At 69.0% G+C, this 14,556-nt stretch carries 15 protein-coding genes; 6 read left to right on the forward strand and 9 right to left on the reverse strand.

What is annotated here, in order from left to right; genetic code table 11:
• Positions 1-14 precede the first annotated feature (14 nt).
• Positions 15-914, reverse strand: coding sequence for a phosphatase PAP2 family protein (locus tag HUA76_RS16735; RefSeq protein WP_174453196.1), 900 nt, complete (start codon positions 912-914; stop codon positions 15-17).
• Positions 907-1,845 (reverse strand): fatty acid desaturase, encoded by a 939-nt coding sequence (locus HUA76_RS16740; protein WP_174453195.1) that lies wholly within the window; start codon positions 1,843-1,845, stop codon positions 907-909. Before HUA76_RS16740 ends, HUA76_RS16735 begins: the two co-directional genes overlap by 8 nt.
• Positions 1,846-1,921: 76 nt before the next feature.
• On the opposite strand from HUA76_RS16740, the gene HUA76_RS16745 reads away from it, so the two are divergent.
• From HUA76_RS16745 to HUA76_RS16755, 3 genes are read left to right on the forward strand one after another with little or no spacing between them, the layout of a single operon-like run.
• A complete protein-coding gene (locus HUA76_RS16745) occupies positions 1,922-2,896 on the forward strand; it encodes a DUF3419 family protein (RefSeq protein ID WP_174461442.1) in 975 nt (324 codons plus the stop codon).
• Positions 2,893-3,813, forward strand: coding sequence for a GNAT family N-acetyltransferase (locus HUA76_RS16750; RefSeq protein WP_174461443.1), 921 nt, complete (start codon positions 2,893-2,895; stop codon positions 3,811-3,813). The genes HUA76_RS16745 and HUA76_RS16750 overlap by 4 nt, the downstream gene beginning before the upstream one ends.
• Complete coding sequence (locus HUA76_RS16755; protein ID WP_174453192.1) at positions 3,783-4,496, forward strand: TenA family transcriptional regulator; 714 nt, start codon at positions 3,783-3,785, stop codon at positions 4,494-4,496. The genes HUA76_RS16750 and HUA76_RS16755 overlap by 31 nt, the downstream gene beginning before the upstream one ends.
• A gap of 19 nt (positions 4,497-4,515) precedes the next feature.
• On the opposite strand, the gene HUA76_RS16760 is transcribed toward HUA76_RS16755, so the two are convergent.
• Entirely contained in the window at positions 4,516-5,421 is a 906-nt protein-coding gene (locus HUA76_RS16760) for an MBL fold metallo-hydrolase (protein WP_174461444.1), read from the reverse strand.
• Positions 5,422-5,502: 81 nt separating this feature from the next.
• Between HUA76_RS16760 and HUA76_RS16765 the strand changes: the two genes are divergently transcribed.
• The 3 genes from HUA76_RS16765 (at position 5,503) to HUA76_RS16775 (ending at position 7,790) form a co-directional block, all read left to right on the forward strand.
• Positions 5,503-6,357, forward strand: a complete 855-nt coding sequence (locus HUA76_RS16765; protein ID WP_217439743.1) for an AraC family transcriptional regulator — start codon at positions 5,503-5,505, stop codon at positions 6,355-6,357.
• A gap of 11 nt (positions 6,358-6,368) precedes the next feature.
• On the forward strand, positions 6,369-6,977 hold the full coding sequence (locus tag HUA76_RS16770; protein WP_174453191.1) for a 2,3-diphosphoglycerate-dependent phosphoglycerate mutase: 609 nt from the start codon (positions 6,369-6,371) through the stop codon (positions 6,975-6,977).
• 96 nt (positions 6,978-7,073) lie between these two features.
• On the forward strand, positions 7,074-7,790 hold the full coding sequence (locus HUA76_RS16775; RefSeq protein ID WP_254614262.1) for a DUF4476 domain-containing protein: 717 nt from the start codon (positions 7,074-7,076) through the stop codon (positions 7,788-7,790).
• An 81-nt stretch (positions 7,791-7,871) separates the two neighbouring features.
• Here HUA76_RS16775 and HUA76_RS16780 read toward each other — a convergent pair whose 3' ends face one another.
• The 6 genes from HUA76_RS16780 to ccoN all read right to left on the reverse strand — a co-directional run bounded on the left by HUA76_RS16780 (position 7,872) and on the right by ccoN (position 14,556).
• Positions 7,872-8,456 (reverse strand): hypothetical protein, encoded by a 585-nt coding sequence (locus HUA76_RS16780; RefSeq protein WP_174461445.1) that lies wholly within the window; start codon positions 8,454-8,456, stop codon positions 7,872-7,874.
• 64 nt (positions 8,457-8,520) lie between these two features.
• A complete protein-coding gene (hemN, locus tag HUA76_RS16785) occupies positions 8,521-9,891 on the reverse strand; it encodes an oxygen-independent coproporphyrinogen III oxidase (RefSeq protein ID WP_174461446.1) in 1,371 nt (456 codons plus the stop codon).
• 141 nt (positions 9,892-10,032) lie between these two features.
• Positions 10,033-11,451, reverse strand: coding sequence for a cytochrome c oxidase accessory protein CcoG (gene ccoG / locus HUA76_RS16790; protein WP_174461447.1), 1,419 nt, complete (start codon positions 11,449-11,451; stop codon positions 10,033-10,035).
• A gap of 24 nt (positions 11,452-11,475) precedes the next feature.
• Entirely contained in the window at positions 11,476-12,024 is a 549-nt protein-coding gene (locus HUA76_RS16795) for a cbb3-type cytochrome c oxidase N-terminal domain-containing protein (RefSeq protein ID WP_174461448.1), read from the reverse strand.
• A complete protein-coding gene (locus HUA76_RS16800; protein WP_141645468.1) occupies positions 12,017-12,196 on the reverse strand; it encodes a CcoQ/FixQ family Cbb3-type cytochrome c oxidase assembly chaperone in 180 nt (59 codons plus the stop codon). Before HUA76_RS16800 ends, HUA76_RS16795 begins: the two co-directional genes overlap by 8 nt.
• On the reverse strand, positions 12,196-14,556 hold the full coding sequence (ccoN, locus tag HUA76_RS16805) for a cytochrome-c oxidase, cbb3-type subunit I (RefSeq protein ID WP_174461449.1): 2,361 nt from the start codon (positions 14,554-14,556) through the stop codon (positions 12,196-12,198). Before ccoN ends, HUA76_RS16800 begins: the two co-directional genes overlap by 1 nt.

Raw genomic sequence — 14,556 nt, forward strand, 5'->3', positions numbered from 1 at the left:
ACGCGGGCGACGTCTCAAGGACGGGGTTGAACCGCGGGCCCGGAGCCCGCGAGGAGCCCGCACCGCCAGGACGCCCACCGTGTCTGGAGACGTGGAAACACCGCGCTGAAGGCGATGAACCAGACGACACCGGCGAGCAGGTCGACCGCGTAGTGGTAGCGCAGCACCAGGGTGGAGAGGATGAGCGCCGCCGCCACGGGCACCAGCGCCTGGAAGCGCCAGGGATGCGCGCGCGCGTCGTGACTCAGCAACACCAGGGTGATGTACACGTGCAGGCTCGGGAAGAGGTCGTAGGTGGACGAGCCGCTCGCGACGACGGCCGCGTTCAGCCGCGTCAGCCACCCTCCTTCGAGGGGCGCGGTGAACAACTCGGGATACGCCGCCACGGGGCCAATGGCCGGCACCAGATAGTAGCCCGCGATACCCGGCACGTAGGCCGAGAAGACGTGGCTGAAGAAGCGCTCCGCCCGCTCCCGGGGCCCCACCACCGCCCAGGCCATCGCGAGGTGGAGGTACACGTGGAACGCGAGATAGCTCGCGCTGAACACGTCATGCACCCACGGCGCGCTCCACCGCTGGAACCAGACCGACGGAGTGCTTCCTCCGAACACCCGCGCGTCCAGGCTGAACAGCCACGCGTCCTGGGTCTCGAGCCCCAGCGCGGGAATGGTGGTCTTCACCGACGCGTAGAAGAAGAACGTCGCCACATAGGCCAGCACCAGCCGCACCCGGAAGACGTGCGCCCAGGTGTCCAGCCGCGCGAGCACCGCCACCGCGAGGATGAACAGGGCCGTGGCCCCCGCGACCTGGAAGAAGCTGACGGACCGCGCCCCCGCCACGAACAGGAGCGCGCACGACAGCGTCACTCCGAAGGTCGCCAGCAGCGCTTCGTGAAGGAAGGGGCGCTCAGACATCCGCGGAGGAGACGCGCCGGGCCTCTCGCATCAGGGCGCCACTGAAGACCCCCCGGACGAACGAGAAATAGGACGGGATGAAGGGCGCCCCCTGCTCGACGAGTTCGGTCCGCAGGGACTGGTGCAGCACCGGCAGGTTGTACCAGGGCACTCGCGGGTACAGGTGGTGCTCCAGGTGGTAGTTCTCATTGCACATGAAGAACCGCGTCACCGGATTGGAGAGGATGGTCCGCGAGCCCCGCACCGGATGACTGCTCTGCGTGAGGAAGGTGTGCTGACTCATGCCCCGGATATTGACCAGCGTGTTGATGATGACCATGGGGATGACCCAGGCATGCAGCAACACGGGCCACGGCACGAAGACGCCCGCGAGCACCGCCCCCGCGACGACCATCGCCACCTCGAAGGCAATCCACCGCTTCTCGGACGCCGTCCCGTGCTTCCAGCCCAGGATGGGAATCATGGTGATGTACGCGGGATATCCGAGCAGCAACCGGCCCACGTGCATCGCCAGCTCCAGCCAGCGTCGTCCCGTGTAGTTGGCGTAGTGGTCGGGGTCCAACCCACCGCCCAGGTCCCGGTGGTGCCGCAGGTGCAGCACCTTGTAGGCCGCGAGGTTCTGCAGCACGGGCCACGCGCACAGCATCCCGCCCAGCCTGTTCAGCCACGGCCGCGTGGAGAGCCCACCGTGCACGGCCTCATGGGTGAACAGGCTGATGCCGTGAAGCGAGGCCGCCGCGACGACGTAGAGCAGCCCGCGCGCGAGCCAGACCTGGGCAGCCGGCAGGGCCTCCAGCGCGAGCACCATTGCCCCCCACGCCGCCACACCGTAGAGCGCGAGGAACACCCCGAGCCGGGGCAGATGGCGGGCGTCGACCTGCTCCAGCTCACGCAATCGCTGGGGAGTAAGGGACGATGAGAGCGTCGGCATGGGCTGTTCCTGTGGGTGACATCATGCCCTACAATCCGCCCCCTCGCCGAAGCAACCCTCGCCCCCCGCCGACGACTTGAGCACCACGCCCCCCCGTCTGAAATTCGCCGTCGTCCGTGAAGACCCGGAGCTGGAGCAGGAACTCATCGGGCGCACCCAGGCCCGAGCCCTCCTCACTGTCGCGTCCGGAGGCTGCACGCTCCTGACCCTGGCCCGGCGCAATCCGTCCCTGGAGCTGGTGGGCTTCGACTTCAACCCTCGACAGCTCGCCCACGTACGGGAGAAGGCCGCGAGCCTCGGCACCGCGAGCCTGGAGGCTTTCAACGTGAGGGCCACCGACGCCACGAGGTTGAATCAGCGCGGCGAGTTCGAGGGCCTGTTCCGCACCCTGCGCCACTTCCTCGAGGAGTTCGCGGCCCCAGCGCGCGAGCTGGCGGCCTTCTTCGCGCCCACGACCTCCGCCGCCGAACGGGCCGCACTGCGCGACGGCTGGTTCGCCTCGTCCTACTGGCCGGTGGCATTCCAGCTCGCGTTCGCGGACCCGTTCCTCCACGCCATGTTCGGCCCGGCGGCGACCCAACACGCGACGCCCGGCTCCTATCCCGGCTACTTCCAGGCGACCTTCGAGCGAGGGCTGCGGCGCGAGGACGCCCACCGCAACCCCTACCTGCAGCACGTGCTGCTCGGCGCCTACCTTCCCGAGGACCGTCCCGAGTACCTGCGCGCGGAGGCACCGCTCCCCGTCACGCTGGTGCAGGGCTCGCTCCCCGACGTGCCCGACCTGGGACGCTTCGACGTCATCTCGCTGTCCAACATCTTCGACTGGTCGGACGACACGCTCGTCGCCGAGTGGGCCGCGCTGCTTTCACGCGAGGCTCGCCCCGGCTGCGCCGTGTTGCTGCGACAGCTCAACAACCAGCGAGACCTCCGCCGCTTCTTCAGTCCAGCCTTCGTGTTCGACGACGCGCTCGGCAAACAGCTCCAGGCCCGGGACCGCAGCCTGTTCTATGAGCGCATCGAGGTCGGCTTCCGACGGACCTCCTCACCATGAGCGGCGTGCGCTACGTGGTGTGTCGGCCAGACACGCTCGGCCCCTATGTGGAACGACTGCGCCCGCTCGAGCGGGGCATCGAGTACCCCATCGCCGACGGCGCCGACCACTTCTTCATCGACCACGGACCCGAGTACCACCCCTTCTTCTCGTCCATGGGGGACGCGTACTTCCTGCTGGCGCTGCGTGGCGAACAACTGCTGGGCTCCGTGACGGGAATCTCCCGGCAGGTCCTGCGAGGCGACACCGCCGCCCAGGGCTTCTACATCTGCGACCTCAAGGTGGCCCCGCACGCGCGCGGCACGGGACTGGCGCGGAGGCTCATCTTCCAGGGGCTCACGCACCTGTTCCGCATCCCCGCGCTGCGCGGCATCCGGTTCCTGTACGGCGCCGCCATGCGGGGCGCGCGCGGCGACGTCATGCACACGGCGCGAGGCTGGAACCCGCTGCGCATGGGTCGGCCGGAGAGCCGGCTCGCGCTCTACTTCGTTCCCCCGGCGCGGCTCGCGGCGCTGGAGCTCGCGGGCGCGCCCACGCAGGTCCCAGGTGACGGGCTGGTGCTCGGGCCCTCGTCTGGCCGGAAGCTCGAAGGGGCGGGCTGGTGCACCACGTCGGGGAGCAAGGACCTCCAGCTCCGTTCGACGAACAAGCCCTGGCCGCTCGTGCACCTCGCGGCGCCTCCCACCGCCTGGACCCGGGGTTGGGGGCATTACCTCCGGGAGTGCGGGCGGGAACTCGCCGGGCGGAACGCGGACACGCTGGCCTGCTTCACGCTCGACGAGCGATTGAAAGCGCAGCTCGACTGGCTGCGGGACGCCGGCATTTCTCCCGACACGGTCTGCACCGTCTATTCTCTCGACCTGACCCGACTTAAGGGAACCCCTGCATGGGTGCACCTTCCCTCCTCCGAAATCTGAACCTGCGTCACCACATCGCTGGCCTGAAGTCGGGCTGGAACGTCCTGGAGACGTCGTCGTACCTGCGCGCGTTGAAGGACGGCTCGTTCGAGCGGAGCGACTTCATCGAGACGCAGCTGCAGTTCTTCTCGGCGGTCGCGCACTTCTCGCGGCCCATGGCCCTGCTCGCCAGCCGCCTTCCCCGCCCCGAGCTCCGCCTGCCGCTGGTTGAGAACGTCTTCGATGAGCATGGGCGCGGCGCGCTCTCCCACGGCCACGAGCACACGTTCCAACTGCTCCTGGAGCGGCTCGGCGCGTCCGGGGAGCGGCTCCAGGATGGCGCCTTCGGTCCGGAGGTCCGCAAGTTCAACGTCGCGCTGACGGGCATCGCCGGCTTCGAGACACCGCACACTGGCCTCGCCGTGTTCGGCATCATCGAGGACCTGTTCAGCGGAATCTCCGTGGAGCTGGGTCGCGGCATCGTCGCGCGAGGCTGGCTGACCGCGGACCAGGTGGTGCACTACCCCACGCACGCCACGCTCGACGAGGAGCACGCTGACGGCTTCTACCGCCAGCTCGACGCGCCCTACGACGCGTCACCCGCGGCCGCGCGCGACATCGAGCAGGGACTCATCCTGGGAGGCCACCTCCTCCTCGGCCTCTACGAAGACCTGTACCGGGCCCGTCGGCGCCGACAGGCCTGACACGTCCCGTGCACGTCTCTCAGGCGGCGCGACCACCCGCTCCGGGCGCGGGCTCCAGGTTCGGAGACGCGACGCCACTTCGCTCCGCCGTCACGGGCTGTGCCACCGCGTAGCGGTCCAGCTCCACGGCGCAGTGCGCGGAGAAGACCTTCACCTCCGCCGAGTGCTCCCGCACGAGCGTCCGCAGGCGCTCCTGGTTCGCGAGGCGCGCCGCGTTGTCCGTCGAGCGCAGCCGCTGGAAGAGCGCCAGGCCCGGCGGACTGCGAGGTGACACGGGGTTCAGCTCCTTGTGGTTGAAGTAGGCGTCACCCGCGTGCAGCAGCCATGACCCTTCCGTCTTCACGGCGACACCGCAATGCCCCGGCGAGTGCCCCACGAGCGGCACCAGCAACACCTCCGTGGACAGCCCCGGAATCACGCGCACCGCGTCGAAGCCGAACCACCGCTCCCCTTCCACCGCGTACTGCCTCCAAGACGGCTGGTGCTCCCACTGCACGGGCCGGTAGCCGAACTTCGCGTTCTTCGCCGACGGCACCATGGCCGCCGCGTGCTCGTCACGGAAGACATGCACCTGCGCGCCAGGGAAGTCCGCGAGCCCGCCAATGTGGTCCAGGTCGAAGTGCGTGGGGATGATGTGACGCACGTCCTCGCGCCGGAAGCCCAGTCGCTCCACCTGCGCGACGGCCGTCTCCCGAGGGTCCAACCGGGGCGAGTTGCGGCGGAGGAAGCGCTGGCCCAGTCGGGTCGGGTCCTGGAGGTCCTTGAGCCCCAGCCCCGTGTCGACCAGGACGAGGCCATCATTCGTCTCGATGAGGAGGCAGTGGCAGACCATCCGGGCCCGCGAGAAGAAGCCGCCTTCGCCCAGGACGAAGCGCGCGCCGCCGGCGGGACACAGGGTGCCGCAGTTGAGGTGATGGACTCGCATGAAGGTTCCTCGGGGGAAGCAGGGGTGTCGTGCCCTCCCAAGGTAGAAACGCGGGCCTCGGGTCGATTGGAGAAATCGGCCATGAGCGCTCGCCTGCCCTGGCCCCGGATTGAACCCGCCCCTCGCGTGCCGCATGCTGGCCCCGTGACTTCCCAGTCGCTCCAGGTCGAAGCCCACGGCGCGCTCGCGGGCTTCGTGCGTGGCTTCCGCGCCGTTCCCCGGGATGCGGGCGGCGGCCCCGCGTACGTCCGCCTTCCCGATGGAGAGGCCGAGCTCATCGTCCGCCTCTCCGACACCCGGGGCGACGCCTATGTCATCGGCACGCGCCTGCATGTGCTCCAGAAGGGCGGGACGGAGGTGCCGCCCCTGGCCGTCGCCGTGCGCTTCAAGGCCGGAGGCGCCTACCCCTTCTTCGGTGTGCCCATGGCCCACCTCACCGACCGCGTCGTCAACCTCGACACCCTGTGGGGCGAGGACGGAGCCCACCTCCGTGAGCGGATGCACGAGAGCACCACCCTGGCCGCGAAGGTCCAGGTGCTGGAGACCGCGCTCACCGAGCGCCTGCGTCGCGGTGACGTGTTCGAGCCCGCCTCCGCGCACGTCGTCCGCCGCGCGGTCCGCGCCATCTCCCAGTCACAGGAGCTGCCCCGGATTGAGGCACTGGCGCGAGGGCTGGGCGTCAGCGAGCGACAGCTGCGGCGCGCCTTCGACGACGTGGTGGGCATGAGCCCCAAGGTCTATGCGCGCATCGTCCGCTTCCAGCGCGCCATGCGGGCCTCCACGCGCGCCGCCACGCCAGACTGGGGCGCCATCGCCGCGGCCACCGGCTACTACGACCAGGCCCACCTCATCTCCGACTTCCGGAGCCTGACGGGTGTCACCCCCGTCGCGCTCCTGCGCGCGGGCCCCTTGGCCGTGATGCCCGGCTTGCGCTAGCAGGGAGAGCCATGCCCCTTCTCGCACTCGTCCGCCACGGTCAGTCCCTCTGGAACCACGAGAACCGCTTCACCGGCCTCGTGGACGTGCCCCTCACCGAGAAGGGCCGCCTCGAGGCCCGCCTCGCCGCGCGCGCACTCCAGGGCATCAGCTTCGACGTCGCCTACACCTCCGCGCTCACCCGCGCGCAGGAGACGCTCACCATCATCCTGGAGGCCCTCGGCCAGCGCCCGCCCATCATCCGCGACGCCGCCCTCAACGAGCGCCACTACGGCGACCTCCAGGGCCTCAACAAGGCGGACGCCGCCCAGCGCTTCGGCGAGGCCCAGGTGAAGCTGTGGCGCCGCTCGTACGACGTGCCGCCGCCGAATGGCGAGTCGCTGGAGATGACCGCCCGGCGCGTGCTCCCCTTCTACGAACGCGCCATCTCCGGCGACGTCCGCCTGGGGAAGAACGTCCTCGTCGTCGCCCACGGCAACTCGAACCGCGCTCTCGTCATGAAGCTGGACCAACTCACCGGCGAGCAGGTGGTGGGACTGGAGCTGGCGACCGGCATTCCGCTCGTCTACGAGCTGTCGGCCGAGGGGTCCGTGCTGTCCAAACGAACCCCCTCTCCCTGAGACATGAGACAGGGGGCCCCTTGTCGTCTGGGGGCTTTGAATGCCATGAGACTCGGCCCGTCAGAACTGTCGAGTACACAAACAAGGACGCTCCCGATGAAGTCCCTCGCAATCGCCGTCGCCCTGCTGACCGCCGCCACTTCCTTCGCGCAGACCTCCCCTCAGGTCGAGAAGCAGCAGGCGCCCGACGCCACGATGGAGAAGTTCCGTCCTCCCCCGCCGGGCCGTCCGCAGCCGTCGCAGCCCTCCCAGCCGCAGTACCCGCCGCACAACAACTCGGGCCCGTTCGTCCCGCCGAACAGCACCGGCACCCTGGTGGTGGTCAGCCGCGAGGACCTGGCGCAGCGCCTGGAGCGCCTGGAGCGCCTGCTGGAGGACATCGAGGACCGGGCGGACCGGGACTCGCGCAACAAGGTGCGCAAGGCCCAGGAGACGCTGGAGAACGTGAGGCGCCAGGTCGCCGATGCCCCGCTGCTCGCCACGGTGATGCCGCGCCCGCCGCCCCCGCCGCCGGAGCCGATGGTTCGCCCGATGGGGGACGGCGCCTTCCAGCGCTGGTTCGACGCCATCTCCCGGGAGACCTTCACCGACGACAAGCTCCGCGTCCTCAACACGGGCCTTCAGAACAACTACCTCCTCGTCTCCCAGGTGATGCGGCTGATGGACCGCTTCTCCTTCAACGACGACAAGCTCAACGTGCTGCGCGCCGTGAAGGCGCGAATCCTCGACACGGAGAACAACTACCAGCTCTACAACGCCTTCACGTTCTCCACCGACAAGAAGCGCGCCCAGGAAATCTTGTCGCAGCGCTGAGCGCCAACGAGCAGACACGCTGAACCGGGGCGTCGCGGGAACCCACCCGCGGCGCCCTTCGTGTCTCCACCGCCGGAAGCCTCACGGGCCTGACAGCTTCTGCAGCAGGGCCCTGGCCTCCGGCGAGTCCGCGTTGCCGTGCACGACGGCCAGCACCTGTCCCCGCTCATCGAGCGCGATGGCATAGGGCTCGCGACTGGAGGCCAGCCCCAGCGACTTGCCCACGGCGCCGCTCTTGTCGAGCCAGGTGTCCGTCCAGAACGCCTCGGGCACCTTCTTCTTCGCCCGCTCCCGCGCGGAGTCCGCGCTGACGAAGAAGGGCACCTTGAAGGTGAGCACGGAGGCCCGGTGCACGGAGTCCGGAACCTGGGTGGCGGCCGTGTCGAACCAACGGCGCATCTCCTCGCCGCCGTCCTTGTCGGTGAGGACCACCAGCAACGTGCGCCGTCCCCTCCACTCCTGACTGCGGTGCGTCTTCCCCTCCAGGTCCTGCGAGGACAGCTCCGGCAGGGCCTCCCCTGGCTTGGGCGCCGCGCCCGCCAGTGAGGCCACCAGGAGCGAGGCGAGCAGGCAGGAGGCCCTCAGCCCTCGTCGAACAGACCCACGCGACTGTCGCGGCTCCATCACCACCTCCGTCGCCCGAGGGCGCGCAGGTGAAGTGGCCATTGCCTCGGGAGGAAGCCAGGGGAGCGGCCCCGTGAGGGGCCTGCCTGCTCGGTGGTCCGGGTGGCTACACCGTTCGGGAGAAGCGAGGCCGCTCGGCCCGCGCCAGGCGCGCGTCGAACACCATGGCCACGTTGCGCACGAACAGTCGGCCCAGGGCCGTCAGCTCCAACTGCGTGCCCGAGCGGACCACGAGGCCGTCCTCCTCGAAGCGCCGCAGTCGCTCCAGCTCGGGCGCGAAGTCGCGGACTCCATCCTCGCCCAGGTCCACCCAGGCGTTGCACATGAGCTGGGTGATGACCGCGCGGCGCTTCCGGTCGTCCTCGGTGAGCAGCAGGCCGCGCTCGGTGGCCAGTCGCCCCCGCGAGACGCGCTCGTAGTAGGCGGGCAGCGGACGGACGTTCTGCGCATACGCGCCGCCCACGTCGCTGATGCCCGTGCTGCCCAGCGCCACCACGTCCGAGGCCGCCTTCACGGTGTAGCCCTGGAAGTTGCGGCCCAGTCGGCGCTCGGACAGCGCGCGCGCCAGCTCGTCCTCCGGCACCGCGAAGTGGTCCATGCCGATGGCCTGGTACCCCGCCCCCACGAACGCGGCATAGGCCGAGCGGAACAACTCCAGCTTCACCGGCGCGGTGGGGAGCGCCTCGGCCGGCATCCGCTTCTGGTGCTTGAGCACGTCCGGCATGAAGGCGAACGAATAGACGGCCAGCCTGTCCGGCCGCATCTCCAGCACCGTCTCCAGCGTCCGCGCCCAGCCCTCCGGCGCCTGGTAGGGCAGCCCGTAGATGAGGTCGAAGTTCACGCCGGTGAAGCCGAGTGCGCGCGCATGCTCCAGCAACGCTCGCGTCCGCTCGGGCGTCTGAAGGCGGTTCGTCACCTCCTGCACGCGCGGGTCGAAGTCCTGCAACCCCATGGACAGGCGGTTGAAGCCCAGGCTCCGCAGCAACGTGAGCTGCCCCGGCGTCGTCACGGAGGGATGGACCTCGATGGCGACCTCTGCGTCCGGCAGTGGCACGAAGCGCCGCGTGAGCTCGGTCCACAGTCGCTCCAGCTGCGGCTCCGTGAGGAACGTCGGCGTGCCTCCTCCCCAATGGATTTGCGAGAGCGAGCGACGCGCGCCCAGGCGCGCTGTCACCAGGTCCAGTTCCATGACCAGGTGGTCGAGGTACCGATCCGCCGCGCTCGTGTCCCTGCTGATGACCACGTTGCAGCCGCAGTACCAACAGAGGCTGTGACAGAACGGAAGGTGGACATAGAGCGACAGCGGCTCGGCGGAGTCCCGCGTCCCAGCGCTCCGCAGCCGGGCCTCCAGCGCCTCCGGCCCGAAGTCCTGACGCCACTCCGGCGCGGTGGGGTAACTCGTGTAGCGAGGTCCGGAGACGTCGTACCGACTCAGCAGCTCCGGCGTGGGCCGGGGGACACCTGGCAGCGGTTCCATGTCCCTCCACCCCATTCCAAGGCGCGTGCCACGCCTGTCGCCCGAGGTCCCCGGAGGCGCCCGCAGAATCTGCGGAGTGCCCCAGGAGACACGCACGGCTTTCGTCGGATGGAGAGTCCGTGAGCCTGCCGCCCTGCCCCCTCAGCGACGCGGGGACGGCGGGCCGAGGAAGCGCGCCTCCATCCGCTTCACCTCGCCGGAAGCGGAGTCCGCCACCTCGACGAGGAAGGTGAAGGGAACATCGGCACTCCCCTGTGGGACGAGGACGAACAGCGGCACCCGGAAGCTCTCCAGCGAGGCGAGCCGCACCTGAGCCTGAGGTATCACCACCTGCGCGGAGGGCGGGCCCCGCACGGTGATGGAGAAGGTGGACTCCTCCGGGTTCTTGTTCACCAGGTGCACCTCGAACTGGTTGCGCACCGAGCCCGCCTCCACGAGGTAGGGCGTGCCCTGGAAGCGCAGCAGGTTCGCCTCGAACGGGATGCGCCTCGCCACGCTCCACACGAACCCACCCACGGAGGCGAGCAGCAGCACCGCATACAGCACCAGCCGGGGTCGCCACGTGCGCCGGGGCTGGCCCGCGAGCCCGTTGAGCGAGTCGTAGCGGATGAGCCCGCGCGGACGCCCCACCCGGTCCATCACCTCGTCGCACGCGTCGATGCACTGCGCGCAGGCCAGACACTCCATCTGCAGGCCGTTGCGGATGTCGATGCCCGTGGGGCACGCGGTGACACACTTGCGGCAGTCCACGCAGTCGCCCTTCGGCGGCGCGGGCCGAGTGGGGAGTACCTTCAACAACCGCCCCCGAGGCTCGCCCCGTCGCGCGTCGTACCCGACGATGAGCGAGTCCCCGTCCTGCATCGCCGACTGGAGCCGCCCATAGGGGCACACCACCACGCAGAGCTGCTCCCGGAACCACGCGAAGTTGAAGTACAGCGCGCCCGTGACGGCCATGGCCCAGGTGAACGCCACTGGAGCCGCGCTCGGCCCTCCGGCAACCATGGACACCAGCCCTCCGGCGGACACGAAGAGGCTGAGCGCGGCGTGGGCGAGGAGCAACGACACGCCCAGCCAGGCGCCATGCTTCACCACCGCGCGCGCCACCCGGCCCGCCGTCCACGACGTCCCTTCCTGGCGCAGCCGCCGCTCGCGAGGCCCGTCGATGAGCCGCTCCAGCGGCCGATAGAGCCCCTCCAGGAACACCGTCTGCGGACAGGCCCAACCGCACCACACCCTGCCCAGCCACGCCGTGACGAACAGGAGGCCGAACCCCAGCGCCGTGCACAGGAAGAGGACCCGCCAGAAATCCTGCGCGTTGTATGTGGCGCCGAAGAGGAAGAAGCGTCGCGCCGCCACGTCCAGGTGCACGGCGGGATGTCCGCCCACGTCTATCAACGGCAGGGCCACATAGATGGCGATGAGCACCGCGAACGCCACGCGGCGCCAGGTGATGAAGCGGCCCCGCACATCCGACGGATGCAGCGCCCGCCGCGAGCCATCCGCGTGGATGGACGAGAGCTGGTCGATGCGGGGGCCTTCCTGCTGGGGGGCTGTCGCCATGTCGGAGTCCTCGCGGCGCGAGCGCTACGGCTGCTCGGGCTCGCCCTGAGGCGCCTTTCCGCCAGCGGCGTTCGTCCCCTTGAGCGTCAACACGTACGCGGTGACGGCCTTGACGCGCTCGCCCCCCAGCGTCCGCTCCCAGGCGGGCATGCCCTTGGCCACTGCGCCGTCGGCCACCACCTTGTGGATGGCCATGGGTGCGCCGCCGTGCAGCCAGAAGCCGTCCGTGAGGTTGGGGCCGATGAGGCCCTGTCCCTGCGCGCCATGACAGGCCGCGCAGTTGGCCTGGAACACCGCCTTGCCACCCTCCAGCGACGTCGGGTCCTTCACCAGCTTCAGCAGCAGGTCGTCCGACGCGGGCGTGTTGCTGGCCATGCGCTGGGCGTGTTCAGCGGACTCCGCGGCGTACTCGCCCAGCTGTCCCGGCCCTGCCTCCGCGATGTGGTACCAGAACCAGTAGCCCGCGCCGAAGACGAGCGTCGTCCAGAGGAGGAACAGCCACCAGTTCGGCAGGTTGTTGTCGTGCTCCTCGATGCCGTCATAGATGTGTTTGACCAGCGACTTCTCACTCATGACCGCCCTCCCCGCGCTCCGACAACGGCAGCCGTGAGAGCGCGTCGAAGTCCTGGCTCCTGCGAGCTCCGAACACCCAGGCGCAGACGCCCAGGAAGATGGCGATGAACAGGACGAGCGCGAAGAGGGGAAGCTCTTCCAACGTCATGCCCTGGTAGAATTGCTTGTACATCAGCGGCCTCCTTCCTGGACTCCCGCCGCCGAAGCGGTGGGCGCGACCTCTGGCGGCGGCACATCCTGCGGACCTCGACCCAGGCGCTGGAGGTAGGCGACCAGGGCCACCATCTCCGAGTCCCACGCCACCTGGACACCCTGAGTCGCCAGGTCCGCGGCGATGGCCTCACCCTGGGATTTCTGCCGTGCCTCGGCCGAGTCCACGTCCGTGTTGGTGTACGGCACGCCCAGCTTCCGCATCAGCGACAGCTTCTTCGGCGCGTCCTTCACGCGGATGCGGTTCTCCGCCAGCCACGGATAGGGCGGCATGTTCGAGCCGGGACTCGTGGCTCGCGGATCCATCATGTGCGTGTAGTGCCAGAGGTTCGGATATCGGCCACCCACGCGGTGCAGGTCCGGCCCGGTGCGCTTGCTTCCCCACTGAAAGGGGTGGTCGTAGATGAACTCCTCCGCGCGGGACACGTCGCCGTAGCGCTGCGTCTCCGCCACGAAGGGGCGAATCATCTGCGAGTGGCACGTGTAGCAACCCTCGCGCACGTAGAGGTCTCGGCCCTGGAGCTCCAGCGGCGAGTACGGCTTCTGCGCCTCGCCATGCGCGGGCACGGCCTGCTGGATGAGGATGGTGGGCAGCAGCTCCGCCACGCCGCCAATCAGGATGGCCACCAGCGTCAGCACCGTGAAGGCCAATGGGCGGCCCTCGATGAGCGCGAACCATGACGGCCGTCCCGCCTCGCGGTCCTTGCGAGTGACAATCCAGGCCAGCTCGCCCAGCGCGACGATGGCGCCCATCAGCACCAGCGCGCGCACCGGCTTCGCCCAGCCCAGGAACATCGTCACCGTGAGGATGGCGATGGCGAACACCAGCGGACGGCCGGTGACGACCTGCACCCAGCCCGGCGCGGGCGTCGTCGTCGCGGTGGGCACGGGAGCAGGTGTGTCTTCCACCACCACGGTGGTCTCTCCGTCCACGGCCTTGCCCGCGCGCGCCGTCTTCCAGAGGTTCCACGCCATCATGCAGAAGCCCACCAGATACATGGAGCCGCCGACGAAGCGGACGATGTACATGGGCCGGATGGCGAGCAGCGTCTCCACGAAGTTCGGATACAGCAGCGTCCCGTCCGCGTGCGTGGCCCGCCACATCAACCCCTGGTTGATGCCGCTGATCCACATCGACACGATGTAGAGAAGGATGCCCACCGTCCCCAGCCAGAAGTGCGCGTCCGCCGATCGGGTGGAGTACAGCTTCGTGCCGTACAGCCTGGGCACCAGCCAGTAGAACATGCCGGCCGCCATGAAGCCGTTCCAGCCCAGCGCGCCGCCGTGCACGTGGCCGACAATCCAGTCCGTGTAGTGCGCCAGCCCGCTCACCGTCTTGATGGACAAGAGCGGCCCCTCGAACGTCGCCATGCCGTAGAACGTCACGCCGGCGATGAAGAACTTGAGGACCGGGTCATCGCGCAGCTTGTGCCACGCGCCCTTCAACGTGAGCAGGCCGTTGAGCATGCCGCCCCACGACGGCGCCCACAGCATGACGCTGAACACCATGCCCAGGGACTGCGCCCAGTCAGGAAGCGCCGTGTAGAGCAGGTGGTGGGGACCGGCCCAGATGTAGATGAAGACCAGGGCCCAGAAGTGGATGATGGAGAGCCGGTACGAGTACACCGGCCGCTCCGCCGCCTTGGGCAGGAAGTAATACATGATGCCCAGAATCGGCGTGGTCAGGAAGAAGGCGACGGCGTTGTGGCCGTACCACCACTGCACCAGCGCATCCTGCACACCGGAGAAGACGGAGTAGCTCTTGAGCCCGTCCAGCGGCAGCGCCAGGCTGTTGACGATGTGCAGCACCGCCACGGTGATGATGGTCGCGATGTAGAACCAGATGGCGACGTAGAGGTTCTTCTCGTTGCGCTTCGCCAGGGTCCAGAAGAAGTTGATGGCGAAGACGACCCAGATGACGGTGATGGCCAGGTCGATGGGCCACTCCAGCTCCGCGTACTCCTTGGAGGTGGTGATGCCCAGGGGCAGGCTGATGGCCGCGGCGACGATGATGAGCTGCCAGCCCCAGAAGTGGATGTTCGAGAGCACGTCGGACGCCATGCGCGCCTTCAAGAGGCGCTGCGTGGAGTAGTAGACGCCGGCGAACATCATGTTGCCCACGAACGCGAAGATGACCGCGTTGGTGTGCAGGGGCCGCAGCCGGGAGTACGTCAGATAGGGGATGCCCAGATTGGCCTGCCACCACGCGAGCTGGCTGGCCACCAGCGCACCCACCGCCATGCCCACGATGCCGAAGACCACCGCCGCGAAGATGAAGCGGCGGACCGTGGTGTCGTCGTAGACGATTCGCTGTTGTTGCAC

Origin of the sequence: Myxococcus sp. CA056, assembly GCF_013336715.1 — a bacterium.
Classification (GTDB): domain Bacteria; phylum Myxococcota; class Myxococcia; order Myxococcales; family Myxococcaceae; genus Myxococcus; species Myxococcus llanfairpwllgwyngyllgogerychwyrndrobwllllantysiliogogogochensis.

Coding starts and splice junctions, on each gene's coding strand:
- HUA76_RS16735 (WP_174453196.1), bottom strand. CDS start 914: ATGTCTGAGCGCCCCTTCCTTCACGAAGCGCTGCTGGCGACCTTCGGA.
- HUA76_RS16740 (WP_174453195.1), bottom strand. CDS start 1,845: ATGCCGACGCTCTCATCGTCCCTTACTCCCCAGCGATTGCGTGAGCTG.
- HUA76_RS16750 (WP_174461443.1), top strand. CDS start 2,893: ATGAGCGGCGTGCGCTACGTGGTGTGTCGGCCAGACACGCTCGGCCCC.
- HUA76_RS16755 (WP_174453192.1), top strand. CDS start 3,783: ATGGGTGCACCTTCCCTCCTCCGAAATCTGAACCTGCGTCACCACATC.
- HUA76_RS16760 (WP_174461444.1), bottom strand. CDS start 5,421: ATGCGAGTCCATCACCTCAACTGCGGCACCCTGTGTCCCGCCGGCGGC.
- HUA76_RS16765 (WP_217439743.1), top strand. CDS start 5,503: ATGAGCGCTCGCCTGCCCTGGCCCCGGATTGAACCCGCCCCTCGCGTG.
- HUA76_RS16770 (WP_174453191.1), top strand. CDS start 6,369: ATGCCCCTTCTCGCACTCGTCCGCCACGGTCAGTCCCTCTGGAACCAC.
- HUA76_RS16775 (WP_254614262.1), top strand. CDS start 7,074: ATGAAGTCCCTCGCAATCGCCGTCGCCCTGCTGACCGCCGCCACTTCC.
- HUA76_RS16780 (WP_174461445.1), bottom strand. CDS start 8,456: ATGGCCACTTCACCTGCGCGCCCTCGGGCGACGGAGGTGGTGATGGAG.
- hemN (WP_174461446.1), bottom strand. CDS start 9,891: ATGGAACCGCTGCCAGGTGTCCCCCGGCCCACGCCGGAGCTGCTGAGT.
- ccoG (WP_174461447.1), bottom strand. CDS start 11,451: ATGGCGACAGCCCCCCAGCAGGAAGGCCCCCGCATCGACCAGCTCTCG.
- HUA76_RS16795 (WP_174461448.1), bottom strand. CDS start 12,024: ATGAGTGAGAAGTCGCTGGTCAAACACATCTATGACGGCATCGAGGAG.
- HUA76_RS16800 (WP_141645468.1), bottom strand. CDS start 12,196: ATGTACAAGCAATTCTACCAGGGCATGACGTTGGAAGAGCTTCCCCTC.